General features: G+C 70.5%; 13 protein-coding genes, 3 tRNA genes and 3 pseudogenes. 7 read left to right on the top strand and 12 right to left on the bottom strand.

Annotation, left to right across the window (positions count from 1 at the left end):
• Positions 1–245 precede the first annotated feature (245 nt).
• Positions 246–2,033 carry a S8 family serine peptidase gene (locus tag GLX30_RS18425; protein WP_244258206.1) on the top strand — a complete coding sequence of 596 codons (1,788 nt, stop codon included), beginning with the start codon at positions 246–248 and terminating at the stop codon, positions 2,031–2,033.
• Positions 2,034–2,133: 100 nt separating this feature from the next.
• On the opposite strand, the gene GLX30_RS18420 is transcribed toward GLX30_RS18425, so the two are convergent.
• The 5 genes from GLX30_RS18420 to GLX30_RS18400 all read right to left on the bottom strand — a co-directional run bounded on the left by GLX30_RS18420 (position 2,134) and on the right by GLX30_RS18400 (position 5,706).
• Positions 2,134–3,030: an amidohydrolase family protein gene (locus GLX30_RS18420; RefSeq protein ID WP_159690070.1), complete on the bottom strand. Its 897-nt coding sequence runs from the start codon at positions 3,028–3,030 to the stop codon at positions 2,134–2,136.
• A 104-nt stretch (positions 3,031–3,134) separates the two neighbouring features.
• Positions 3,135–4,001 (bottom strand): DUF2797 domain-containing protein, encoded by an 867-nt coding sequence (locus GLX30_RS18415; protein ID WP_159690068.1) that lies wholly within the window; start codon positions 3,999–4,001, stop codon positions 3,135–3,137.
• A 387-nt stretch (positions 4,002–4,388) separates the two neighbouring features.
• The gene (locus GLX30_RS18410; RefSeq protein ID WP_159690066.1) at positions 4,389–5,045 is read right to left on the bottom strand and encodes a hypothetical protein; all 657 of its coding nucleotides are present in this window, start codon (positions 5,043–5,045) and stop codon (positions 4,389–4,391) included.
• 310 nt (positions 5,046–5,355) lie between these two features.
• Positions 5,356–5,428, bottom strand: a tRNA-Arg gene (locus GLX30_RS18405).
• 184 nt (positions 5,429–5,612) lie between these two features.
• Positions 5,613–5,706 (bottom strand) — tRNA-Ser (locus GLX30_RS18400).
• A 202-nt stretch (positions 5,707–5,908) separates the two neighbouring features.
• Here GLX30_RS18400 and GLX30_RS18395 point away from each other — a divergent pair.
• Both GLX30_RS18395 and GLX30_RS18390 read left to right on the top strand, forming a co-directional pair.
• Positions 5,909–6,372 (top strand): annotated as a pseudogene (locus GLX30_RS18395) (SSI family serine proteinase inhibitor).
• Between the two features lie 168 nt (positions 6,373–6,540).
• The gene (locus GLX30_RS18390) at positions 6,541–10,545 is read left to right on the top strand and encodes a PAS domain-containing protein (RefSeq protein ID WP_159690064.1); all 4,005 of its coding nucleotides are present in this window, start codon (positions 6,541–6,543) and stop codon (positions 10,543–10,545) included.
• 168 nt (positions 10,546–10,713) lie between these two features.
• Here the strand turns inward: GLX30_RS18390 and GLX30_RS18385 are convergent, their stop codons facing one another.
• The 5 genes and pseudogenes from GLX30_RS18385 to GLX30_RS18365 all read right to left on the bottom strand — a co-directional run bounded on the left by GLX30_RS18385 (position 10,714) and on the right by GLX30_RS18365 (position 16,525).
• Positions 10,714–12,360: a long-chain fatty acid--CoA ligase gene (locus GLX30_RS18385; RefSeq protein ID WP_159690060.1), complete on the bottom strand. Its 1,647-nt coding sequence runs from the start codon at positions 12,358–12,360 to the stop codon at positions 10,714–10,716.
• A 239-nt stretch (positions 12,361–12,599) separates the two neighbouring features.
• Positions 12,600–13,154: a SigE family RNA polymerase sigma factor gene (locus GLX30_RS18380; RefSeq protein ID WP_159690057.1), complete on the bottom strand. Its 555-nt coding sequence runs from the start codon at positions 13,152–13,154 to the stop codon at positions 12,600–12,602.
• A 123-nt stretch (positions 13,155–13,277) separates the two neighbouring features.
• Positions 13,278–14,447 (bottom strand): lipid-transfer protein, encoded by a 1,170-nt coding sequence (locus GLX30_RS18375; RefSeq protein WP_159690054.1) that lies wholly within the window; start codon positions 14,445–14,447, stop codon positions 13,278–13,280.
• 572 nt (positions 14,448–15,019) lie between these two features.
• A pseudogene (locus GLX30_RS35310) lies at positions 15,020–15,946 on the bottom strand (OB-fold domain-containing protein); the annotation flags it as partial.
• Positions 15,947–16,219: 273 nt separating this feature from the next.
• Positions 16,220–16,525, bottom strand: a complete 306-nt coding sequence (locus GLX30_RS18365; RefSeq protein ID WP_159690049.1) for a hypothetical protein — start codon at positions 16,523–16,525, stop codon at positions 16,220–16,222.
• A gap of 306 nt (positions 16,526–16,831) precedes the next feature.
• Between GLX30_RS18365 and GLX30_RS18360 the strand changes: the two genes are divergently transcribed.
• The 4 genes and pseudogenes from GLX30_RS18360 to GLX30_RS18350 all read left to right on the top strand — a co-directional run bounded on the left by GLX30_RS18360 (position 16,832) and on the right by GLX30_RS18350 (position 22,355).
• Positions 16,832–17,701, top strand: a complete 870-nt coding sequence (locus tag GLX30_RS18360) for a bifunctional DNA primase/polymerase (RefSeq protein ID WP_159690046.1) — start codon at positions 16,832–16,834, stop codon at positions 17,699–17,701.
• A 258-nt stretch (positions 17,702–17,959) separates the two neighbouring features.
• Positions 17,960–18,234, top strand: a pseudogene (locus GLX30_RS35305) (NUDIX hydrolase); the annotation flags it as partial.
• A gap of 412 nt (positions 18,235–18,646) precedes the next feature.
• Positions 18,647–20,902 (top strand): FhaA domain-containing protein, encoded by a 2,256-nt coding sequence (locus GLX30_RS18355; protein WP_159690043.1) that lies wholly within the window; start codon positions 18,647–18,649, stop codon positions 20,900–20,902.
• A 334-nt stretch (positions 20,903–21,236) separates the two neighbouring features.
• Positions 21,237–22,355, top strand: a complete 1,119-nt coding sequence (locus GLX30_RS18350; RefSeq protein ID WP_244258205.1) for a MinD/ParA family protein — start codon at positions 21,237–21,239, stop codon at positions 22,353–22,355.
• Positions 22,356–22,908: 553 nt separating this feature from the next.
• Here the strand turns inward: GLX30_RS18350 and GLX30_RS18345 are convergent.
• A tRNA-Ser gene (locus GLX30_RS18345) sits at positions 22,909–22,993 on the bottom strand.
• A 103-nt stretch (positions 22,994–23,096) separates the two neighbouring features.
• Positions 23,097–24,656 carry a trypsin-like peptidase domain-containing protein gene (locus GLX30_RS18340; protein ID WP_159690037.1) on the bottom strand — a complete coding sequence of 520 codons (1,560 nt, stop codon included), beginning with the start codon at positions 24,654–24,656 and terminating at the stop codon, positions 23,097–23,099.
• Positions 24,657–24,719: the final 63 nt, after the last annotated feature.

Below are 24,719 nucleotides of genomic sequence, written 5' to 3'. Positions count from 1 at the left end.
TGGCCGACCGACGCGTATCCGTAGCGGGGGAGCTGCTGACCTCGCGTCGGCCGGCCGGTGCCCGCACGGCGGGCCCCCAACCCGCCGTGCACCCGGCCGTCACCGTCAACCCCCCGCTTCCCTGTCGCGGCCACAGGCCGGCTTGTCATGACCTGAACTACCCACTCGGGTCCACGCATGCCGGAACGAACTGGAAAGGCAGCACCTTGAACGGTTCCAGACCCTTTCGCATATCCCTCCTCGCGGTGACCACCACCGCCCTGCTGTGCGCCGGCGCCGCCACCTCCATCGCCGCGCCCCTCCCCGCTCCGGGCACGCCCGGCACGCCGGCCGCCCCCGCACCGGCCCCGGCGGCCCAGCCCGTCGAGCGCCTCATCGTCGGCTACACGTCGCAGGCCGCGGAGGCCAAGTCCGACGACGCGGCGACCAAGGACGCCGAGGCGAAGGGCCGCAAGGCCGGCGAGTCCCTCGACTTCGACCGGCGCCTGGGCACCGGAGCCGCGCTGGTCGACCTCGGCGCCGAGCTGGACAAGGCGGACTCCGAGGACGTCATGGCCGCCTTCCGGGCCGACCCGGACGTGGCGTACGTCGTTCCGGACACGCGGATGTACGCCACCGCCGTGACGCCGAACGACTCCGAGTACAACCGCCAGTGGGACCTGTTCGAGGCGACCGCCGGCATGAACGTCCCCGGAGCGTGGGACAAGGCGACCGGCACCGGCGTCAAGGTCGCCGTCATCGACACCGGTTACGTCGCCCACTCCGACCTCGCCGCCAACATGGTCGCCGGATACGACTTCATCTCCGACACGTTCATGGCCAACGACGGCGGCGGCCGCGACAGCAACGCCGCCGACCCCGGCGACTGGGTCACCCGCGGCGAGTGCGGCACCGACGCCAACGGGCAGCCCGTTCCGGCACGCGACAGCAACAACTCCTGGCACGGCACCCACGTCGCCGGCACCATCGCCGCCACCACCCACAACGGCAAGGGCGTCGCGGGTATCGCGTACAACGCGACCGTCCAGCCCGTCCGTGTGCTCGGCAAGTGCGGCGGCACGACGGCCGACATCATCGACGCCATCACCTGGGCGTCCGGCGGTTCGGTGCAGGGCGTGCCCGCCAACCCGAACCCGGCCGACGTCATCAACATGAGCCTCGGCGGCGGCGGCGCCTGCGACGCCGGCACCCAGAACGCCATCAACGGCGCGGTGAACCGCGGCACGACCGTCGTCGTGGCGGCCGGCAACAGCAACGCCAACGCGGCCAACTTCAACCCGGCGAGCTGCAGCAACGTCATCACCGTCGCCGCCTCCGACCGCGAGGGCAACCGGGCGTCCTACTCGAACTACGGCACCGTCGTCGACGTCACCGCCCCCGGCGGCGAGACCGCCCTCAGTTCCGCCAACGGCATCTGGTCCACGCTCAACACCGGCACCCGCAGCGTCGGCAGCGAGACCTACACGGCGTACCAGGGCACCAGCATGGCCGCCCCGCACATCGCCGGCCTCGCCGCGCTGATGAACCAGGCGAGCCCGTCGATGACGCCCGCCCAGATCGAGTCCGCGATCAGGACCAACGCCCGTACGCTGCCCGGCACCTGCTCCGGCGGCTGCGGCGCGGGCCTCGCCGACGCGGCCCGTACGCTCGGCGCGTCCGGCGGCACCGACCCGCAGCCGCCCACCGGCAGCGTGTTCACCAACGCCGCCAATGTGAATATCCCGGACACCAACATCCCGGTCACGTCCTCCGTGGCGGTGACGGGCATCAGCGGCAACGCCCCGGCCGACCTCGAGATCGCCGTCGACATCAAGCACACCTACCGCGGTGACCTGCGCATCGAGATCGTCGCCCCGAACGGCTCCTCCGCCCAGCTGAAGGCCGCCTCATCCAGCGACAGCGCGGACAACGTCATCACCACCTACACCGTGGACGCCTCCGGCGTCGCGGCGAACGGCACCTGGAAGCTCCGGGTGACGGACGTCTACAGCGGTGACACCGGCTACATCGACTCCTGGGGCCTGACCTTCTGACAGGTCGCAGCCCCGGGCCGCAGCAGGGCCTGCCGATGTCGAGGAGGGCATCGGCAGGCCCTTGGCGTTGCCCGCGTTTCCCGCGTTTCCCGCGAGGGCTCTACCTGCTTGCGAGAAGCAGCCGGGCGCCGTTGTCGTGGCAGACGGCCCGCAGCCAGTCGTCGCCGAGCCCGAGCCGCTCCAACGCCCGCAGCTGGTGCGCATACGGATAGGGGATGTTCGGGAAGTCCGTACCCAGCACGATCCGGTCCCCCAGATCCGCCAGCCGCGTCAGCTCCCTCTCCGGGAACGGCGCGAAGGCCTCGCTGAAGTCCGTGAACGCCATCGTCGTGTCCAGCCGGACCTCCGCGTAGCGCTCGGCCAGGTCCAGGAAGTCGCCGTACTCCGGCATTCCCATGTGCGCCACCACCAGCCGCAGCCGGGGGTGGCGCGCCAGCAGCCGCCCGGCCGGCTCCGGCCCGGTGTGCTTACCGGGAGCGGGACCCGAACCGCAGTGCATCACCACCGGCACCCGTGCCTCCGCGAGCAGCCCCCAGACCGGATCCAGCAGCGGGTCACCCGGGTCGTACGCCCCCACCTGCAGGTGGGACTTGAAGATCCGCGCCCCGCCGTCGACCGCCTCCCGCACATACCGGTCCACGCCCTCCTCGGGAAAGAACGTCGCCGTGTGCACGCAGTCCGGCGTCCTCGCCGCGAAACCTGCCGCCCATCCGTTGAGCCAGGCCGCCATCCCGGGCTTGTGCGGATAGATCATCGAGGTGAAGGCCCGCACGCCGAACGCCCGCAGCAGCTCGACCCGTTCCTCCTCCTCGTGCCGATAGGTGATCGGCCACTCCATGCCGGTCATCGGACCGACGGCGTCGAAGTAGGCCCACACCTTCCGCAGAACAGGCTCCGGCATGAAATGCGTGTGCACGTCCACGAGCCCGGGCAGCCCGAGCCGCTGCCAGAACCGCCGTACCTCAGCCGCCGCGTCATCCGCTGATCCGATGCTCATGGCAGCCACCTTCCGTCCCCGGTCAGGGCAGCGTCCAGATCGATCACCGAAGAGTTCGGACGAGATCGAACGAGCTCCGGCGAGCTTCGACACGGTCCCGCCCGTCAGAACAGGCCGTCCTGTACGCCGTCCTCCCGCACACCGACCGTGGGCACGCTCAGCGCCTCGCCCTCCGCGGCGCCGACGAGGTCCCACCCGGTCATCAGCCGGGTGTCGACCACGACGATCCCGTCCCTCGCCGTCCGCAGATGCAGATCGGGTCCGGCCACGGCGACCAGCCGGCCCGCGACCGCCCCGCCGTCCACCAGTTCGCGCACCACCGCGTCGGCGCCGGGCAGCTCGTCGAGCCCGAACATCCCGACGTGGTCCACCGCCTCGAACGCGATCGGCTCCAGGGACTCCGCCCACCCGGGCAGCTCCAGCGCCCGCCGGTGCAGCCCGGCCACTTCCGCGACCCTCTCCTCCGGCCCCGGCAACGCCGCCCGAACGGCACGCTTGCGGGCGTACGCGATCCGGTCCGGCACACCCAGCGCCGCCCGCAGCAACTCCTCCGTGCGCCGCGCCGCCATCAGCGGTCCCCGCCCCAGCCACGCGAACACCACGGCGCCCTGCTCGAGCAGCCGCGCCGGGCCGCGTTCCTCCGCGGTGATCCCGACCTTCAGCATGCCCGGCCCGAACCAGGCCAGGTACACGCGGTACGTACGAGGATCGTCGGGCACGGCGTCGGCGGCCACCGAATGCGCCCGGTCCAGCCGCGCGCAGTCCGGACATCGTGCCTGGGTCGCCCGACCGGGCACCACGGCGGCCACGGGGCACGCATGCCCGCGCGCACCGACACAGCGGCGGACGCCTTCGGCCCGGAAGCCGAGGCCCTTGCCGATGACGAGCGGACTGACCCGGCCGCCTTCCCACCGCAGCACGCACACCCGCGCGCCACTCGGCCAGCCGACCCCGGCACACCGCCAGCCCATACCCACCTCCATAGGGTGAACGCCGGTCGCTCTCGCCTCCCCTGTGCGACGGCCGCCGTTTCGCACCACCCGAACGAGAGGCCCCCGGATCCCTCCGGGGGCCTCTCGTCTGCTGCGCACTCGGCAGATGCGAACCTGCGACCTTCTCGGAGCCACAGGCGTGTGCGCCGTCCGATTCAGGGCCCGGTGACGACCCTATCGACACCCGGTGACACGCGACCGGGCCGCACCGGCAGCCCCGCGAGGGCTGCGACGCGGCGCCGGTGGCTTACTGCCCGGCGCCGTGGCTCCGGGCAACGGGCACACCGGCCGCTACGAGGCCCCGGAGGGACGGTAACGGGCGGACGGCGACCCGGCCGGGGGTCGAAACTTTGGCGGCTCAGCGGATCATGCGTCGGGGTTCGTGCCCACAGCGGTCTTCTTCAACCGGTCGATCTGGAGCTTCGCGAGGTCGTTGTAGTTCGGCTTCTCCACGAAGGTGCCGTCGCCGTTCACCACGGCGACGACGCTGCCGATCCGCATCATGACCATGGTCTCGCCATCGGCATCCTCGAAGGCCTCGGTCTCCTCGGCGCCCGCGTCGATCTCCACCGGCTTCGCCGTCTTTCCGTCCTCCTCCGCCTTTCTGCGCTCCTCGGTGACCAAGGCCTTGTACGTGGCACTGGCGTCACCCGGGCTCTGGAAGGCCAGGAGGCCGAAGTCGACCTCACCGTCGTAGTCGGAACTGTCACCCCGGCCGCTGTCGTCCGTGTCGAAGTCGGTGCCGCCCAAGCTGATCAGCCCGCCGCAGTTGGACTCGGTCGCTTCGGTGCACTCCTCGACCGCCTCGTCGCCGACCTCGACCTCGATGTCGTCGCCCTCGAAGCCCTTGGGCGCGCTCGCCTTGCTGGGGAGGGCGGTGCGAACCATGTCCGGCGTCAGCGTGACCGGGGGCTTGTCGCCGTCCCCGCGGAAGGCGTCCAGACCGTCGTCCGAACCACCGCATGCCGTCAGTACGGCCATCAGCACCACTCCGGCCGCGATCCCCCGTGCTGCCTTACTCAACGTCAACCCCTCGTAGTAATCACCCATTTGACGTGGACACTCAAGCGCATGACGGCTGAGCACACCAAATACGCCCGGGGGCAGCTGGACGAGGCGCTGGGGAATCTCAGCGGATCGGGCGGCACGGCCACCTTTCTCGGTGACCGTGGTCAACGGCTCACCTGAGACGGCCACTGCTCCGAGGTCTCGGCGGCGGCTTCTTGCAGCGGTTCCCGCACTGAACCCTGCGCCGCGATCGCCTGAGGACGTCGATGTCACCCGCTGACGCCAGAAGCCCCCCGGAATGATTCCGGGGGGCTTCTGAACTGTGTGCACTCGGCAGGATTCGAACCTGCAACCTTCTGATCCGTAGTCAGATGCTCTATCCGTTAAGCTACGAGTGCTTGTGCTTCCCGGACTTTTCTGCCCGGTCGGCGTTGCGGGAACAACATTACATGACCTGCGCCGCGACGCGAAATCCATTAGCCGCACCCAGCCTGACCTGCGAAAACACCTGAACGGGTGTACGCGTACGACCCCTGGGACGACCGAAGCCCCGGCCGTGTGGCCGGGGCTTCGGTGATCAGCTGGCGGAGGCGGAGGGATTTGAACCCTCGATGGGCTTTAAGACCCAAACCGCATTAGCAGTGCGGCGCCATAGACCGGACTAGGCGACGCCTCCAGCACACTCACGCGGGCGCGAGTGGTGCGTGCAGATGATGACACAGCCCAGGGGCGCGTCACCAATCGCCGTCCACGGTACTAGCCCCTGGGCCCGCAGGGCAAAGCGCTTGCGGTTGCGCAACGCCGTGGCGTGAGCAGCGTTAGACATGCCGGGGCCTGTCGTGGCCCCCGGCAGGACCCGTGAATCTTCAGGAGCCCCCATGCTGCGCCGCCTTGTCGTCACCGCAACCGCGTCCCTCGCCGCCCTGGCCGCGGCCGTGCCCGTCGCCGGGGCGGTCGTACCGTCGCCGCAGCCGCTGCCCCTGCCGCTGCTGGAGAGACCCGCCCCGAGCAGCCCGACCGGCTGACAGTGATCGTCTCCGCGACCGGGAACACCCGGACGGACGGCAGGTACGAGCTCGAATGCGGACCGGCCGGCGGGACGCACCCCTCCGCCGAGTCGGCCTGCAGCCGCCTCGAGGAGCTCGCCCGGGAGCAGCAGGACCCCTTCGCCCCGGTGGCCGAGGACCAGATGTGCACCCAGCAGTTCGGCGGGCCGGCCACGGCGCGGGTCACCGGAACCTGGCAGGGGCGACAGGTCGACGCCACCTTCGACCGGAGCAACGGCTGCGAGATCTCGCGGTGGCAGACACTCGAGCCGGTGCTGCCGAACACCAGGTCATAGGCCGACGGCGTAGGTCATGTGCACACAACCTTGGTGAGAGCTCCCCCTCATCGCCGTCCGAGCCCCGGTCGGTGCCCTTAGACTCCCTTCAGTGACAGGCCGAGGCCCGAGGGGCAGTATGGGACCGGCCGTCCGCAATACGCAGTAGGTCAGGGAGGAACCGTCGTCGTGAGCAGCAGGCCATCCCGAGGCGCTGCTCGCCTCGCAGCCATACTCGACGCCCTTCCGGACGGGCTCGTGCTCGTCAATGCCAACGGCACGGTCGTCAACGCCAACACCATCGCCCTCGAGCTTTTCGAGACCCCGGGGACCGCTCTGGTCGGACGGGGTCTCCTCGATCTGCTGCCCGAGTTCGACTCGCGGCTGATCCCCGGGTCGATGCGCCGGCCGGATGCCGCCGACCAGCGAGGGCGCACCAAGCCCACACGCATGATCGCGCGGCGTACGGACGGCGGCGAGTTCCCCGTCGAGGTGACCAGCGCAAGCCTGGAGGACGGGCGCGAGGCGTACGACTCCTTCAACGCGTACACCGGTGACGAGCTGCTGATGCTCGTCGTCCGCGATCTTTCGGGCACCGTCGACACCGAGGCGGAGCTGGCGCGTTCGCAGCGGCAGACCGAGATGATCCTCCGGGCGGCCTCCGAGGGCGTCGTGGGCACCGACACCGACGGACGGGTCGTGCTGGTCAACCCGGCCGCTGCCCAGATCCTCGGGTTCCGCGCCAGCGACCTCGGCGGCCAGGAGCTGCACCCGCTGATCCTGCACTCGCGCGCGGACGGCGAGCCGTTCCCGTACGAGGAGTCGCCGCTCGCCGACACCCTCAAGTCCGGGCGCAAGCACCGGGTGCGCGGCCAGGTGCTGTGGGCGAAGAACGGCTCCAAGGTCGCCGTCGACCTGACGACGGCGCCGGTACGCGACGGGGACCAGCTGGTCGGCGCGGTGATGACGTTCACCGACCGGCGGCCTTACGAGGAGCAGGCCGAGAAGCACGCCGCCGAGCTGACGGAGACGACGGAGCGGCTCACGGCGGAACTCGCCGCCACCACCGAGCGGTACGAGGCCGAGCTGGCGGAGAAGGTCGAGCGGTACGAGGCCGAGCTCGCGGACAAGGCCGACCGCTACACGGCCGAGCTGGAAGCCGGCTCCGAGCGGTACGCGGAGCTGAGTGCCCGGCACGCGCAGCTGACCGCGGTGCTCGGGGAGTCGCTGCGCGGCCCGCTGGAGGAACTGCGCACCGAGCTGGGCACGCTGGCGGCCGACCCGGCCGGGCAGCTGTGGCCGGAGGCGAACCAGATCCTGCACCACCTGGCCGCCGGCTACGCCCGGATGACGACCCTCGTCGACAACGTCCTCGGCTATCAGCGGCTCGACACCGGCACGGAGCAGCTGACGAAGGCCAACGTGCTGCTCGACGCGGTCGTCGCGGCCGGCGTCGAGGGAGCGATCGAGCTCATCGGCCCCGGGCGCGCCCAGTTCGCGGTGCACGCGCCGCCGATAGAGGCGGAGGTCGACGGGGCACGACTGGCCACGGCGCTCGCGCACCTGGTGGCGGACGTGGCGGGCGTCGACTCGACCGGCAAGGCCAAGCTCCCTCCCGGCGGCGGCTACGTGGACTCGACGGTCGTCGTCGCGGCCGCCCAGCGCGGTGACGTCGTACGGATCGAGGTGCGCGGGCCGTTCGCCGGGGGAGACCCGGTGCACGAGCCGATCGTGCGCGGGATCGTCCGGGCGCACGGCGGTGTCCTGCAGACGCACGAGGTGCCGGGGATGAGCGGCAGCGCGTACGTGCTCGAGGTGCCGCTGGGCGAGGGCGCGGGCACCGTCGCCCCGCCCGCCCCTGCCGCGGCTCAGCTTCCCGCCCTGCCGGCGCAGCAGTCGGCCGGGCAGTCCGGTCCGTCCGGGCCCGTCATGGCTTCGGCGAACACGACGACCGGTGGCGGCGGACGCCGACGGGCACGGCGGGCCTCTACGGACGCTTTCCTGGAGAGCCCCGTGGCCATGGAGGACCCGGTGGCCGCGACGCAGCCGACCGGGCGGCGCCGGGCGACGCAGCCGGACGCCGAGCTCATCCCCGCCCAGGACACGGGTGCGGGACCTGCCCGGAGCAGCATCGAGGGCCCGGCCGAGGGCCAGGGCGGCAGCGGGGGGACCGGAAGGCGGCGTGGTCGCCCCAGCCCCGCCGAGAACGCGGCCGTGGCCGTGCAGCCCGCGGAAGGTTCCGTGGTGACCGCCGCGGAAGGCGCGGGCGGACGTGCGGCGCTCGGAGAGACCGTGCCGCCGCAGGGTGTACCGGTCGACGCCCACGGGTTGCAGGCGACGCCTTCCGGGCGGCGCGCACGGCGGGCCGTCGAGAGCGGCCTGCCGTCACCGGCGGGCGGCGAGCAGACCCGGCAGGCGCCGCAGCCCAGCGGCCGGCGCGCCAGGCGTGCGCTGGCAGCGGCTCCGGCCGAGGCCGACAGCGCGGCACCGCGGAGCGCGTTCGCACTGCCGCCGGCGGAAGCGGACCGGATCCCCGCCGGAGCGGTCAGGCCCGGGGTTCCGACGGCTGAACGGCACGACGCCGTGACGGCAGCTCCGGACACCACGCACCACACACCTCCGCAGCAGCACCCGGCGCCGACCGGGCGCAGGCGCGCCCGTAACGAAGGGCAGCCGACCCCGCAGCCGGCCGAGGTTCCCGGCGGGACTCCGGCGGGGCCCACCGCGGCCGGACAGGCCGTGTGGGGGCAGGAAGCCGCTGTCCCCGGCGGTCCTGCCGACAGTCCTTCCGTCGGCGGTACTGACGGCGTCGGCACGGACGGCGTCCCTGCCGCGGAACCGTCCGCCTCAGCCGGGCACCCGTCGGCCGGCCAGGGCTTCGCCGCGCCCGTGCAGGCGTCCGACACCGGTTCCGTGTCACTGCCTCTGCCGCCCGTCGCACCGGCTCAGCCGCAGGACGAAGCAGGGCAGCCGGACCAGGAGGGGAACGCCCGGCAGGCCGGAGCGCTGCCGCCTGCCCAGACCCCCAGGCCTACGGCCGCGCGGGTCGCCCAGCCCCTCCCCGAGGAGCAACCGGTACCCGCCGACTCCACGCAGGGGCGTGCGTTCAGCGTGCGCACCCTGGGCCAAGGCGTGCCGTTCGCCCAGCACCTCACCCAGCAGCAGAACCAGACGCTCGGATCCGGCCGCCGCAGGAAGCTCGGCACGCGTCCCGACAGCGAGCAGCCCGAATTGGCCGCCCGGCCCCACCCTCAGCCCACCGCGGCACCGGTGCCCGCCCCCGTTCCCCCCGCCGTGCCGCAGAACGGGCCCCGGCTTCCCGCCGACCGCGCGGACAGCCGCTCCGAGGGGCGGTCCTACGCGATAGGGGCCCCCGACGAAGGCGCGGAGGGGCCCGAGCCGCTGGACGGGCCCGGAGGGGCGGTCGAGGTCGCCAACCAGCCGCAGCCGCAACCCGTCGACGACGAACTGCCCCCGGAGCCGCTGGACAACCCCCGTCGGCTGCTGGTGTGGCCGGCCCCCGACGTCTCCACCCAGCAGGCGCTGAGCGACCGTGGCTACCGGCCCGTCGTCGTGCACTCGCGCGAGGAGGTCGACGCGCAGATCGCGGCGTTCCCGGCCGCCCTGTTCGTGGACCCCCTCACCGGGCCGATCACCCGGACCGCGCTGCAGTCCCTGCGCCAGGCCGCGGTGGCCGCGGAGGTTCCGGTGCTCGTGACGGCGGGTCTCGGGCAGGCGACGCGGGAGGCCGCGTACGGCGCCGATCCCGCCGTACTGCTCAAGGCACTGGCGCCCAGGGACAGCGAGCAGCACCCGTCGCGGGTGCTGCTGATCGAGGAGCACGAGGAGATCGCCCTCGCGCTGACGTCGACGCTGGAACGGCGCGGCATGCAGGTGGCACGCGCCGGTGCCGACGCTGACGCCGTCACCCTCGCCACGCAGATGCGGCCGAACCTGGTCGTGATGGACCTGATGCAGGTGCGCCGCCGCCGTGCCGGGATCATCGACTGGCTGCGCGCGAACGGCCAGTTGAACCGCACCCCGCTGGTCGTCTACACCTCGGCCGGCCTCGACCCGGCGGAGCTGCCACGGCTGTCCTCTGGGGAGACGGTGCTCTTCCTCGCGGAACGCTCGACGAGCAACGAGGTCCAGGCGCGCATCGTGGACCTGCTGGCGAAGATCGGCACCAACTGACGCGAAGGGGCCGGCGGTCTCGACCGTCGGCCCCTCTGTCTCCCGCTGCTACGTCGCGCTGCCGGAGGGTCTCCGTATCCGGAGCTCTGTGTCCCGCGGCTCGGTGTCCTGCAGCTCCGCGTTTCGCAGCTCCGCGTTCTGCAGCCTGCGTCCTACCGCCTCCGAGTCCTACAGCTCCGTGACGGCGAGCTCGCCGTCCGCGTACTGCCGGCGGATGACCTTCTTGTCGAACTTGCCCACGCTCGTCTTCGGCACCGCCGGCACAACCGCCCAGCGCTCCGGGAGCTGCCACTTGGCGATCTTTCCGGCGAGGAACGTCTTGAGCGTCTCGTAGTCCGCGGTCGACCCTTCCTTCAGCACCACGGTCGCCAGCGGCCGCTCGCCCCACTTGTCGTCGGGCACGGCGACGACCGCCGCCTCCGCCACCTCCGGGTGGGCCATCAGGGCGTTCTCGAGCTCGACGCTGGAGATCCACTCACCGCCCGACTTGATGACGTCCTTGGCCCGGTCGGTAAGCGTCAGGAAGCCGTCGGGGCTGATCACACCGACGTCGCCGGTCTTCAGCCAGCCGTCCTCGCTGAACTTGTCCTCGGGCCGGAAGTCCTCGCCGCCCGCACCGCCGTAGTACGCACCCGCGATCCAGGCGCCCCGCACCTCCAGCTCGCCGGCCGACTCGCCGTCCCAGGGCAGGAGGTCGCCGGCGGGGCCGACCAGTCGCCCCTCGACACCGGCCGGGAAGCGGCCCTGCGTGACGCGGTACGGCCACTCCTCCTCGGCGGTCAGACCGGCCGGCGGGTGGGCCATGGTGCCGAGCGGGGACGTCTCGGTCATGCCCCAGGCCTGACAGAGCCGGACGCCGAGCTTGTCGTACGCCTCCATGAGGGAGGGCGGACAGGCGGCGCCGCCGATGGTGACCTGCGTCATGGAGCTCAGGTCACGGGGGTTCGCGGTCACCTCGGCGAGCAGGCCCTGCCAGATGGTCGGGACCGCCGCGGCGTGCTGGGGCCTCTCACGCTCGATCATCTCGGCGAGCGGGGCGGGCTGGAGGAAACGGTCCGGCATCAGCATGTTGATGCCGGTCATGAACGTGGCGTGCGGGAGTCCCCAGGCGTTCACATGGAACTGCGGGACGACCACGAGGGTGGTGTCCTTGTCGGTCAGGCCCATCGATTCGGCCATGTTGACCTGCATGGAGTGCAGGTAGATCGAGCGGTGGGAGTAGACGACGCCCTTGGGGTCGCCCGTCGTGCCGGAGGTGTAGCACATGGCCGCGGCGGCACGCTCGTCCAGCTCGGGCCAGTCGTACGTGGTCGGACGGCCGGCGATCAGCTCCTCGTACTCGTGGACCTGCGCCTCCGTGTCGGCGAGGAGGGACCGGTCGCCCGGGCCCGAGACGACGATGTGCTCGATCGTCGGCAGATGCGGCAGCAGCGGCGCCAGAAGCGGCAGGAGCGAGCCGTTGACGATCACGGCGCGGTCGGCGGCGTGATTGACGATCCAGACCAGCTGCTCGGCGGGCAGCCGCAGGTTGAGCGTGTGGAGCACGGCGCCCATGGAGGGGATCGCGAAGTACGCCTCCACATGCTCGGCGTTGTTCCACATGAGGGTGGCGACTCTCTGGTCACCATCGATGCCGAGCTCGTCGCGCAGGGCGTTGGCCAGCTGGGTGGCGCGCCGGCCTGCCTCCGCGAAACTGCGCCGCTGCGGCTCGGGCTCCCCGGTCCAGGTGGTGATCTGCGACTTCCCGTGGATCGTCATCCCATGCTGGAGGATGCGGGTCACAGTCAGCGGTACGTCCTGCATGGTGCTCAGCACGGCGTCCTCCCGGTGGGCGCGTTGCGCTACGTGGCAGAAAAGGTGGGAAGATTCTGCGCACATACCACGCGGTATGTCACTACCCGAGGGTAATGAATCGTCGTACATCACCGCGCAGCACCGCACAACAACGCACACGAACCGGCCGGATCCGGCGACGGGAGGTGCGCGGAGGCCGAGCGGGCACGTGCCGGCGCCCCGAACGGGCGGCCCGGGCAGGAGGCCGTCCGGGCCGGTCGTCAGCGGACCGGTGACAGCTCCGGATCCTCGCGGAGCTTCCCCAGCGCCCGTGACACGGCGCTCTTGACCGTACCGATCGACACCCCGAGCACCTCCGCCGTCTGGGCCTCGCTCAGATCCTCGTAGTAGCGGAGCACGACCATCGCTCGCTGGCGGTCCGGCAGCTTCATCACCGCGCGCCACATCGCGTCGTGCAGCACCTGCTGCTCGGCCGGGTCGGTGGGAGGGACCGTCGCCGGCTCGGGCAGCTCGTCGCAGACGAACTCGTCCACCTTGCGCTTGCGCCACTGCGACGTCCGCGTGTTCAGCAGTGCGCGGCGGACGTAGCCGTCGAGCGCCCGGTGGTCCTCGATCCGCTCCCAGGCGACGTACGTCTTGGTCAGCGCCGTCTGCAGCAGATCCTCCGCGTCGCTCACGTTCGACGTCAGCGAGCGGGCGGTGCGCAGCAGCACAGGTCCCCGCGCCTGTACGTACGACGAGAACGAGGCGTAGGGCGTGTACGACGGCACCGGCGCGGCGGCCTTGGAAGCGCTCGTACAGACTGGCGTGGTCATGGCTCAACGCTAGGAGCGCACCCCGCCGTAGCGGATCGGCCCCAGGTCCCGAAGCGTTGTCCCCCTCAGGTTGTAGGGGCGCCTCGGGCTCCACCTCCTGAAGGTGGAGGACACCCTCAGGGGCTACTCGCCGTCGGCCCCGAGAACCAGTCCCGAGGTGGGGACGCCCGTGCCCGCGGTGACCAGGGCTCTGGCCGCGCCGGGTATCTGGTTCACCGCCGAGCCGCGAAGCTGTCTGACCGCCTCGGCGATGCCGTTCATCCCGTGCAGATACGCCTCTCCCAGCTGCCCTCCATGAGTGTTGAGCGGCAGGACGTCGGAGGCCACGAACGCGGCCCCCTCTCCGGGCTTGCAGAAGCCGAACTCCTCGAGCTGCATGAGGACGAACGGTGTGAAGTGGTCGTAGACGATCCCCACGTCGATGTCTCTCGGGGCGAGCCCGCAGGTCCGCCACAACTGCCGGGCGACGACTCCCATCTCGGGGAGGCCGGTGAGGTCGTCGCGGTAGAAGCTGGTCATCTGCTCCTGGGCCCGGCCCGCGCCCTGGGCGGCGGCGAGGATCACGGCGGGCGGCCGCCGCAGGTCGCGTGCCCGCTCGACGCCGGTGACGACGATCGCCTGGCCCCCGTCGGTCTCCTGGCAGCAGTCCAGCAGCCGCAGCGGCTCGACCGTCCAGCGGGAGGCGGCGTGATCCTCCAGGGTGATGGGGCGGCCGTAGAAGTACGCGGCGGGGTTGGTGGCGGCGTGACGCCTGCCGGTGACCGCGACATGACCGAACGCCTCCGGGGTCAGCCCATAGGCGTACAGATAGCGCTGGGCGGCCATCGCCACCCAGGATGCGGGCGTGAGCAGCCCGAACGGGAGATTCCAGCCGAGCGCGGCGCCTTCCGCGGACGGCTCCCTGTGCTGCACGCCGGAGCCGAAGCGCCGCCCGGACCGCTCGTTGAACGCCCGGTAGCAGACGACGACCTCCGCGATGCCCGCGGCGACCGCCAGTGCCGCCTGCTGCACGGTCGCACAGGCCGCGCCGCCGCCGTAATGGACGCGCGAGAAGAACGACAGCTCTCCGATGCCGGCAGCCTGCGCGACCGTGATCTCCGGGTTGGTGTCCATCGTGAAGGTCACCATGCCGTCGACGTCCGCGGGGGAGAGGCCCGCGTCGTCCAGCGCGGCACGCACGGCCTCGGCGGCGAGCCTCAGCTCGCTGCGGCCGGAGTTCTTCGAAAATTCGGTCGCCCCGATACCGACGACGGCCGCCCTCCCGCCGAGGGCGTCCCTCTCACGGATGCTCATACGGCCGCCTCCGGAATCGTCACCGTCACCGTGCCGGTGACGTGGTTGCCGAGACTGTTGGCGCCGACGACCCGCACCTCGGCGGTCGTTCCGTCGAAGGCGCCGATCGTGCCGCTCAGCACCATCGTGTCTCCCGGGTGGTTGGGGGCGCCGAGCCGTATGGACACCCTGCGCAGGACGGCGCGGGCGCCGAAGCAGTCGGTGATGTACCGACCGACCAGGCCGTTGGTCGTCAGGATGTTCATGAAGATGTCCGGAGACCCCTTCTCCTTGGCGATCTCCGCATCGTGGTGCACATCCTGGAAGTCGCGTGAGGCGATGGCTCCCGCGACGATCAGCGTGCGCGTGACGGGAACGGCCAGCGATGGCAGGGCCGTGCCGACGCGTAGGGCCGGGGGCGTGTCCGGGTGTACTGCGGGGGCCGGAGCTGCACCCGGGCCCGGGTCTGTCTCGGCGACCGGGCGGGGGGCTCGGCCGGGGGCCGGATCGGTGCCGGCGACCGGGCCAGGAGCCATGTCTGGAGCTACGTCGGCCTTCCGGGAGTCCGTGTCGGCCGACGCCCCCGGTACGCCGCGGAAGACGGGAAGCTCGTACTCCCCGCCCACACCGAGGAATTGAAGCTCCACCGGCATACCGATGCGCACCTTGTCGGGCGGCACTCCCACGATGTTGCTGACCATCCGCACACCCTCGGCCAGCTCGATCAGCCCCACCGCGAACGGCGGGTCGAACGCCGGGAACGGCGGGTGGTGCATGACCACATAGGAGAAGACGCTTCCCGAGCCGCTCGCCTCCAGCGTGGTCCAGTGGGGCGAGCCACAGGCACCGCATCCCGGCAGCCAGGGAAACCGTGGCTTTCCGCATCCTCCGCAGTGCTGAATGAGTAGTCGGCGTTCGGCCACGCCCTCCCAGAAGCCGGCGTTGTCCCTGTTGATCACAGGGCGCGGCCGGCCGGCCTTCGGTTTCCGGTTCCTGGGTGCGTACTTGAGGATCCGGAAGCGGTGCCTCCCTGCCGGTTCCCCGCCTGCCCGCACGTCCATGCGCGTGGTGATGAAGTAGCCGGTGCCGAGCTTGGTCGTCTTACGCTCGGACACGGACTCGATCACCGAATCGAAGGTGATCCGGTCGCCCGGACGTAACGGCCGCAGATACTCCTGCTCGCAGTCCGTGGCCACCACCGAGGTGCACCCGGCCTCGTCGAGCAACTCGAAAAGCTCGCCGTGGGCCACGTTACGGCCCGTGTGTCCCGACAGTCCGCTCATCGTCCATGCCTGGAGCATCGTCGGCGGAGCGACGGCGCCCTGCCCGACGTACGCAGGGTGCCTGTCCCCCATCGCCTCGCACCAGTGCCTGATCATCGGCTCGTTGACCAGGTCCTTGCCCACGCCGAAGAGGGTGGCGCCCCGCCCTTCGTACGTCTTGAGCCGTGCGTACAGACCGTCGGTCACTTCTCCCCCTCCTTCATACGAGTCGCATCGACGCCACGACCCCCGGCACATCACTCACCTCTTCCCCCGAGGTGATGATCCGCGCGGCATCCGACGGCCCTTGCCTCCTTGTGCTCCGCCGGACTCGCCGGGCGTGAACCACCGAATCTGACTGTCCGTCAGCTCTTTGTCTCTGTCAAGGTCATGCGGCCGGACGGCCCGGACACGCCCCCACGCTCGCGGACCGTCACGCCCCAACTCGAGCCCACCCGCACGACGGCACCCCCAAGCGCCGCCGCCCGGACGATCGTCATCCCCCAGCTCTCGCTCCCCTCGGGCCGGCCGTCACCAAAGAGGTGAGAAATTCACAGTGACGTTGTCCTGGTCGATAACCGTGAAACCCGGTCCGTTGACGCCGGCGGTATTGCTTTGATTACTCGCCCCCGGTCCGTTCGCGACTTGCTGAGTGGACGACGAGTTGCCGAAGTTGGCGCCCCCGACGCCGCCGACGGTCATCGTCGCCACCGACACGTTCGCCCCGTCGTCCCCGAAGCCGCCGTTGTCGGCGTGGGCCACACCGCCGAGGAGCGCGACCGTGAGGGGCAGGGCGGCCGCGGCGGCGAGAACGCGGGCGGAACGGATGCTTGCCATGTCATTTCCTCCATGTACCGGAACTGCGCAAGTGCTTCGGATTCCGGGGCGGTTGGCCTGCCGCTCCCGACTCGATCACGACGTCGCAAGATCAGAAGTGCCCACGCGATCCACCACCAATCGCCCCGGTAGGGGCGGTTCGCTCGCAAGCGTGATGACTTGTCGATAAACCCTCTTCCTGCCCCAGGATCGACCGATCGGCACCACCGCTTCAGGACCGGGCACCGCAAGAGGCGATACGATTCGGCAACTTTTGCGCCATATCTCCACCTTCCCTTCTTCGAACGTCTGTACGAAAATGGATCCATGGCCATCACCGACCGGCAGACCGCCACCCTGGCCCTCGCCCACGCCCTCTCCGCCGCTGAGCGCGGGCTCCCCGTCATCCCCCTGTCCGCGACGAAGCTCCCCGCCCTGCGCTCCCCCCACCGCGACGACCCGCAACCGGTCCTGTGCCGGGGCGAATGCGGTCTCCCCGGCCATGGTGTCCACGACGCAACCACCGACCCCGCTGCTGTACGCGCCCTCTTCGCGGCAGCGCCCTGGGCCACCGGCTACGGCATCGCCTGCGGGCGTCCGCCGCACCACCTGATCGGCATCGATCTCGACACCAAGTCCTCCACCGACTCGATGGCGGAACTGCAGCACCTGGCGCTGCGCCACCTGTTCACCATCCCGGAGACGATCACCGTCCTCACGCCGAGCGGAGGCCGCCACCTCTGGCTGACGGGGCCGCCCGACACGGTCGTCGCCAACTCGGCGAGCCGGCTCGCCCCCGGCATAGACGTCCGCGGCACGGGCGGATATCTCGTCGGCCCCGGCTCGGTCACCGCTCACGGCGCGTACCGCATCGCCCCCGGTACGGCACACCTCGCGCCGGCGCCCTGCCCCCACGCGCTCCTGCGCCTGATCACGCCCCCGGCTCGCACCCGTTCCGTCGCCGGTTCACCCCACGGCCATGGGCACGGCCTGGTCCAGTTCGTCCTCGCGGCGCAGGAGGGACAGCGGAACACCCGACTGTTCTGGGCAGCATGCCGCGCCTACGAGAACGGCCTCGGCGACTCCCTGACGGAAGCCCTCACCGACGCGGCGGTCCACGCCGGCCTCACAGAACGCGAGGCCCGCGCCACGATCGCCTCGGCCGACCGCCTCACGTCGGACCGCGGCATCCGCTGACCGCGCATCCTGCCCGAGCCGTTCCCGCATTTCGCGGCGTGCCGAACCGTCCCACTTCAGCGGCCACTGCCCTCGGTTCCGGCGCAGGGTGAGACAAGGTGACCGCGGAGGGTGCGGCTCCGAACCGGAGCCGCACCCTCTGACCTGCTACTTCTCTGACCTGTAAGCGGTGGGTGTGGGTTTGAACCCACGGTGACTCCCGCCACGACGGTTTTGAAGACCGTTCCCTGGTCCACCACAGGTCGGGGTCGGAGAGACCCCCGCAAGGCCGCTGCTGGCGAGGCTTTTGAAGCGGCGGGGCGGCGGCCAGAGCCTATGAAGCCGCTGATCTACGCTGAGCCGGCCGACTGCATCAGGGACTCGCAGCACAACGTGTTCGGGGCTGACGGCGCCGCGTACAAGGGTCCATCAGCGGAGAAGAACGAGTCAGGCCGTTTCGAGTGGATCCGATCGCGGACATCCGCGGCTTGATCGACCGCCGTGACATCGTCAACCGGCGCGGGTCTGCCATCGGACTGCTGACGTGCCCATGAAGGCGATCCGCCCGGTCAGGATCCCGGTGCCGATGGTGCCGGGGTGGTCGTCGTGCCTTGAGAGAGATGAGTAGTCGACCGACTGACTCCAGCCCGGACGGGGCGGTCCGCCTAGAGGGGCAGTCGCAGCGGCCAGTCGGCGCCCTCCTCGGCCTGTGGCGGATGACGCGGTGTTTCGCGCCCGAAACGTGACCCGGCATCTCCCAGGTCCCCGCTGAGCAGCCCGTCCACGGGCTGCGCCAACCATTCATCGACAGCCGTGATCCCGGCCGGCGAGGGGCCGCTTTGCCGACGATCAGGTGAATTGATGGCGACACACCATAGAAATGGTCAGTCAGCGGCTAGGTATCCAGTACTGAAAACTTCAATTCACTCTCATGGCGGCATGGGCGATGGGTACCGGAGGCTTGCAGTGGGAACGCTGAACAAGTTGGAGCAGCGCTTCGAGTCCTTTGTCAATGGTGCCTTCGCCAAGGTTTTCAAGTCTGCCGTGCAGCCTCTGGAGTTCATCGGTGCTCTGCGGCGCGAGTGTGACATCAATGCCAGGATCTGGGATCGCGACCGCACCGTAACCCCCAACCACTTCGTGGTCGAGCTCAATCCGATCGACCACGAACTGCACGGCCCTTGTCTCGTGATGCTCGGTGAGGAGCTGGTCGAGAAGGTGCGCGAGTACGCCGAAGCGCAGCGCTACTCGTTCGTGGGTCCGTTGAAGGTGCAACTGCAGCGCGCGGACGACCTTGATTCCGGGCTCTACCGAGTACGCAGCCGGATCGAGGTCCCGCCCGAAGCCTCGGAAGCTGCACACGGTCATCCGGCGCGGCGGCGCCATGGTCCGGCCGGACAGCCTCCCGTGCGGGCACTGATCGGGGACAAGCAGGTGCTGACAGCGGACCAGTTCATAGCCCTGAATCTGTGCGTCGGGGACAACGGCATGCTGGTCCGCGCCGACACCCGCTCTCCCGCCACCCCGGATCCGCTCCGAAGTCGCGTCCGGTCCGAAACGAACGGTGCCGGTGTTGCGTCCCGGCGCCGGTCCGGGCGGGCAGCACCCGCCCTGGCGGTCGGGTCCAGCGGCAATCGGCCGGATGACCCGACGGGAGGCAAAGCAAACCCCCCGATTCGAACGGGCGCCCCGGATGGTGCACTCAAGACGCAGCAAGAGAGCGCTGCTGCGGGCCAGTCTGCGCTCCCAGTGGCGGAATTCGCCGACTCTCCCGGCAAAGGAGTCTCACGTCACGGCCCAGAGAAACACCGTAGACCGGTGACGCCTGAGTACGGCCGTGCCCACGCCGACTTCTTGCCTGAAACGTGTTCCAATTCAGCGAATGGACTGCACAGCATGATCAACGACCGTGAAAACAGCAACGTCGGCGATGCCGCATATGGCAGGGCCCCTGACTACGTGGACTCACCCGACCAGGCCCCACTGGACAGGCATGCCACAAGCACGCGGACGGCCGGGGCCCCAGACATCCAGAACAGCGCTGCGCCCACCGACGACCGCATGCCTCAGCCGCAGCACCTTGTCAGACTTCCCACGGACGAAGGCCTGACGCCCCTCGCGCGCCCCTACATCAGGCCCGAACAACTGTCACCCGCCGTCGCCCGGCCGCCGCACCACCCCCGCCCCCCGCTGTCCTATGCTCCCGCCGAGTGGTCGGGACGGGACGGGCACAGCGGGGCAATGGGGCACAGTTCGGCCGCCGACCTCTCCTCCGACCGCCTTTTGCGCAACAAGGCCGGCGGACGTCGAGGCGGCCTGAAGATGCTGCGGATCGGTGGCAGGGCAGCAGAGCGGGAACGTGAGCAGAAGCTCGCCCTCCTGCGCGCCCCAGTGATGGAGTGCTACAAGATCGCCGTCATCAGTCTCAAGGGCGGAGTGGGCAAGACCACCACCACCACCGCCTTGGGGGCGACTCTCGCCACGGAGCGCCAGGACCGCGTCGTCGCCATCGACGCGAACCCGGACGCCGGCACCCTCAGCCGCCGTGCGCGTCGCGAGACCGGGGCGACCATCCGTGACCTGGTGGCCGACATCCCGAACCTCAGCAACTACATGGCCGTGCGCCGCTACACGTCACAGTCCTCCAGCGGCCTGGAGATTCTTGCCAACGACGTGGACCCCGCCATTTCGACGGCATTCAACGACGAGGACTACCGACGGGTCGTGGGCTGCCTCGGGCAGCATTACCCGATCATTCTCACCGACTCCGGCACCGGCCTGCTGCACAGCGCCATGCGCGGTGTCCTGGACCTCGCCGACCAACTGATCATCGTCGCCACGTCCAGCGTGGACGGCGCAACCAGCGCCAGCACCACCATGGACTGGCTCAATGCGCAGGGCTATGCGGACCTCGTCCAGCGCAGCATCACCGTGGTGTCCGAGACGCGCAAGACCAGCAAGGTGGTCAAAGTGAACGAGGTGGTGGCCCACTTCCGGGCCCGCTGCCGTGGCGTGGTGGTGACTCCCTTCGACGAGCATCTCGCCGAGGGAGCCGAAGTGGAACTGGCACAGCTGAAGCCACAGACCCGCGACGCCTACTTCAACCTGGCCGCGCTCGTCGCTGCGGACTTCGCCCGCACCCAGCCCTCGGCCGGCTGGGCCGCCACTACCCGTCCCGGCTACAACACGGCCAGCATGTTCGCCGCTCCCGCCTGGGGGTGAACCAGGCCAGGTCCCTTCCCGACGGTGCCACCGCCATGCGCGCCGCTGGCGACGCATCGTAGGCGGACGACCAGCCGCGCACCGTTCTCGGACGCTCAGGAAGAGGCTGCCGGGTCGCCGGGGACTTCTCCGGATGAGCGTGGGTGCCTCTTGGACGGGGTGCATGGGCTGCCCGGCGGCCAAGCAACCGCGGGGGCGGCTGCCTGAAGCTCGCCCGGCAGCCCCGGCCGTCCCCAGCACACTAAGGTCCGCCCATCCAATGAGTGTGCGGCCATGTGCCCTTGCAGCCTGTTCCCTGATGAACCCTCCCACTCGGTGAATGGATTTGCACGGCATGACGAACGATGGCGGCATCACCGTCGGAGAGCCGGTACCCGGCAGGGACCTCGAGACCCCCTGCCTGTCTGACCACACACCATGGGACCGGCCTGCAACCGGCACGTCACAAACCGGGGAGTGGACGGTACGCGACGGGCGTAGTGGTGGGCTGGGGCACAGCGCCGCCATCGAGCTCTCCTCCGACCGTTTGTTGTGCGACAAAGGCGGCGTGCGTCGCCGTCTCAGGATGTTGCACATGGGTGGCAGGGCGGCTGAGCACGAGCGCCGGCAGCAATTGGCCCTTCTCCGTACTCCGGTGATGGCGTGCTACAAGATCGTCGTCATCAGTCTCAAGAACGGAGTGGGCAAGACCACCACCACCGCCTTGGGTGCGACTCTCGCCACGGAGCGCCAGGACCGCGTCGTCGCCATCGATGCGAACCCGGACGCCGGCACCCTCAGTCGCCGTGCGTGTCGCGATGCCGGGGCGACCTTCCGTGACCTGGCGGCCGACATCCCGATTCTCACCAACTACACGGCCGTACAACGGTACATGTTCCGGTCCGCGAGCGGCCTGGAGATCGTTGCCAACGACGTGGACCCCGCCGTTTCGACGGCATTCAACGACGAGGACTACCGACGGGTCGTGGGCTGCCTCGGGCAGCATTACCCGATCATTCTCACCGACTCCGGCATAGGACTGCTGCACAGCACCCTGCGCGGTGTTCTGGCACTCGCGGATCAGCTGATCCTCGTGGTGTCCAGTGAAGATGGTGGGGTTGCTGCCGGCACCGCCCTGGACTGGCTCACGGTTCAGGGCTATGCGGACCTCGTCCGGCGCAGTATCACTGTGGTGGCCGAGATCCGCCGTTCCAGAGTCGATGCGGACGAAGTCGTGGCCCAGATCCGTGACCGGTGCCGTGGGGTGGTAGTGACTCCCTTTGACAAGCGCCTTGTCGCGGGCGCCGAAGTGGAACTGGCGCAGACGAAAACACGGACCCGCGACGCCTACTTCAACCTGGCCGCGCTCGTCGCTGCGGACTTCGCCCGCACCCGGCCCTCCGCCGGGTGGGCCACCGCCACCCGCCCCGGCTACAGCGGCGGCCGGCCTTTCCTCCGCTCCGGCGTCGGATGACCCGCTAGCGACGAACCTGGCCAGGATTCAGCCCACCCGCGCGCACCTCCCGCGTATGCCACGAATCGTCCCCGGCCGAAGGACCAGTGGTCTTCCGACCGGGAACGGGTGCCGAGCGAAGGCGGGAATCCTCAATGAGGCTCTCCGTCGCCGGTTGTGACGCGGGGCCGAGGGGATCAGTGGAACGACAGGGGCGCCGTGGCTGGTTCCGTCTCGCGATCCTTGGGGGCGACCGCGACCACGCACTGCACGCTGGAGCAGTCGACCCCGGCGAGATCGCCGGCGCTGGTGGACCCTACAACGGCCCGGAGGTCGCCAGAGCCGAACGGGGCGGGGCGCCCCCAGCCACGCCTGCTGGACCAGCGGTTCCGTTGGCCCATACATGGCCCCAGATTCCTGGTGACAGGCACTGGCCGGGACGGGGTCCACACGTGCCCCGCACACGATGATCCGAAGCGGCACAGGGGCGGTTCAGGGTGAGACAGGCACGATGACGAAGGGGTGTCCCGGAAGCGGGACACCCCTTCTGATCAGCGCGTTCTTTGATCTGCTGCGGTGGGTGTGGGATTTGAACCCACGGTGACTCGCGCCACGACGGTTTTCAAGACCGTTCCCTTAGGCCGCTCGGGCAACCCACCCACGCCCCGCCTCACCTGCTGCGGAGCGGGCTACAGACTACCGGGCCCGCGTCCCCGGGCGCAGCAGCGTTCCGGGGACGGTGGAGGGTTCGGGTCGAGCGGGTCAGCTGTCGCCCTTGCGTTCGCCGAGAACGAGCTCCACCTTGTGGGTCTCCCCGTCGCGTTCATAAGTCATCGTGACCTTGTCGCCCGGCTTCTTGGTCCAGATCTCGCTGATCAGGCTGGGGCCGCTGTCGATCGGCTTTCCGTTGAACGTGGTGATGACGTCGCCGGGCTTGAGCCCCACCTTCGCCGCCGGTCCGTCCGGAGTCACCGCCGGGGTGCCGCCGGAGCCCTCTTCGGTGATCCGGGCGCCGGAACCCTGGTCCGACATGTCGACCGTCGCGCCGATGACAGGATAGACCGGCTGGCCCGTCTTGATCAGCTGCTCCGCGACCGTCCTGGCCTGGTTGATCGGGATGGCGAACCCGAGGCCGATGGAGCCGGCCTGGGTCTGGCCGAAGCCGCCGCTGCCCGCGGACTGGATGGCCGAGTTGATGCCGATGACCGCGCCGCGCGAGTCCAGCAGGGGGCCACCGGAGTTGCCGGGGTTGATGGACGCGTCGGTCTGCAGCGCGCTCATGTAGGAGTTGTTGCCGCTGGACCCGTCACCGGACGCGACCGGCCGGTTCTTGGCGCTGATGATTCCGGTGGTGACGGTGTTCGACAGCCCGAAGGGGGCGCCGATGGCGATGGTCGAGTCGCCGACCGCGACCTTCTCCGAGTCGCCGAGGGTCAGCGGGTCGACGCCGGAGGGGGCGTTCTTCAGTTTGAGGACGGCCACGTCGTAGCCCTGGGCCCGGCCGACGACCTCGGCGTCGTACTTCTTGCCGTTGGAGAAGATCACCGACAGGGTGCCGCCCTCTGCGGCGGAGGCGACCACGTGGTTGTTGGTGAGGATGTGGCCTTCCTTGTCGTAGACGAAGCCGGTGCCCGTTCCGCCCTCGCCCTCGCCCTCGGAGCCTTCGATCCCGCCGCCGCCCGACTTGGCCTCGATGGTGACCACGCTGGGCAGTGCGCTCGCGGCGACCGCGGCGACCGTGCCCGGCTCGCGCTTGAGGTCCCGCGGGCTGGCCGCGGAGACCGTGGTCGAGCTGGAGCTGTCGTCGGCACGCTCGGCCGCCCAGTAGCCGATGCCGCCGCCGACACCACCCGCGACGAGCGCCGCGGCGAGCACGGTGGCCGCCAGCCCGCCCGCGCGCCGACGCCGGGGCCGGGGCTCGTGCGCCGGGACCGGCGCACCCCAGGCGGGTCCGCCGCCGCTGCCGCCTCCATAAGAGGGGAGCGTGGGCGGCGGCGGGGGCCAGTCCGCGCCGGTGTGCTGCGCACCCGCGGGAGCGGCAGCCGGCGGAGCCGGTGCCTCCCCGCCGTGACCGGGGAACGGTGCCGCGGCGGGCTCGGGCCGCGGGGCGTGGCCGGGCTGCTCCGCGGAGGCCGCCGGCTCATGGGCGGGCGGCTCGGGACGGGAGGGGGCAGAAGCAGAGGGGGAACCGGCGGACCCGGACGCCGCGTCCTGCGGCCCCTCTCCGGGCCCGGGAGACGTCGATCCCTCGGGAGCGGCGCCCGGCACAGGAGGTACGGACGGGGCGGCAGGGACCGCGTTGCCCTCGTTCTCGGTGCTCACAGCTCTTTCTCCTCAGGTTCCACGTCGGTCTCCGGCGAGCGGAGGGGTCCGCACAGGCCGGCA

This window comes from Streptomyces sp. Tu 2975 (genome assembly GCF_009832925.1).
Taxonomy (GTDB): Bacteria; Actinomycetota; Actinomycetes; order Streptomycetales; family Streptomycetaceae; genus Streptomyces.
Note: the sequence above shows the minus strand (reverse complement) of the source record. Positions and strands in the feature narration are given on the sequence as shown.

What these genes read in the sequence shown, in the direction of transcription:
- GLX30_RS18420 (WP_159690070.1), bottom strand. Translation starts at nt 3,030, where the DNA reads ATGAGCATCGGATCAGCGGATGACGCGGCGGCTGAGGTACGGCGGTTC.
- GLX30_RS18415 (WP_159690068.1), bottom strand. Translation starts at nt 4,001, where the DNA reads ATGGGCTGGCGGTGTGCCGGGGTCGGCTGGCCGAGTGGCGCGCGGGTG.
- GLX30_RS18380 (WP_159690057.1), bottom strand. Translation starts at nt 13,154, where the DNA reads ATGACCACGCCAGTCTGTACGAGCGCTTCCAAGGCCGCCGCGCCGGTG.
- GLX30_RS18375 (WP_159690054.1), bottom strand. Translation starts at nt 14,447, where the DNA reads ATGAGCATCCGTGAGAGGGACGCCCTCGGCGGGAGGGCGGCCGTCGTC.
- GLX30_RS18365 (WP_159690049.1), bottom strand. Translation starts at nt 16,525, where the DNA reads ATGGCAAGCATCCGTTCCGCCCGCGTTCTCGCCGCCGCGGCCGCCCTG.
- GLX30_RS18360 (WP_159690046.1), top strand. Translation starts at nt 16,832, where the DNA reads ATGGCCATCACCGACCGGCAGACCGCCACCCTGGCCCTCGCCCACGCC.
- GLX30_RS18350 (WP_244258205.1), top strand. Translation starts at nt 21,237, where the DNA reads ATGACGAACGATGGCGGCATCACCGTCGGAGAGCCGGTACCCGGCAGG.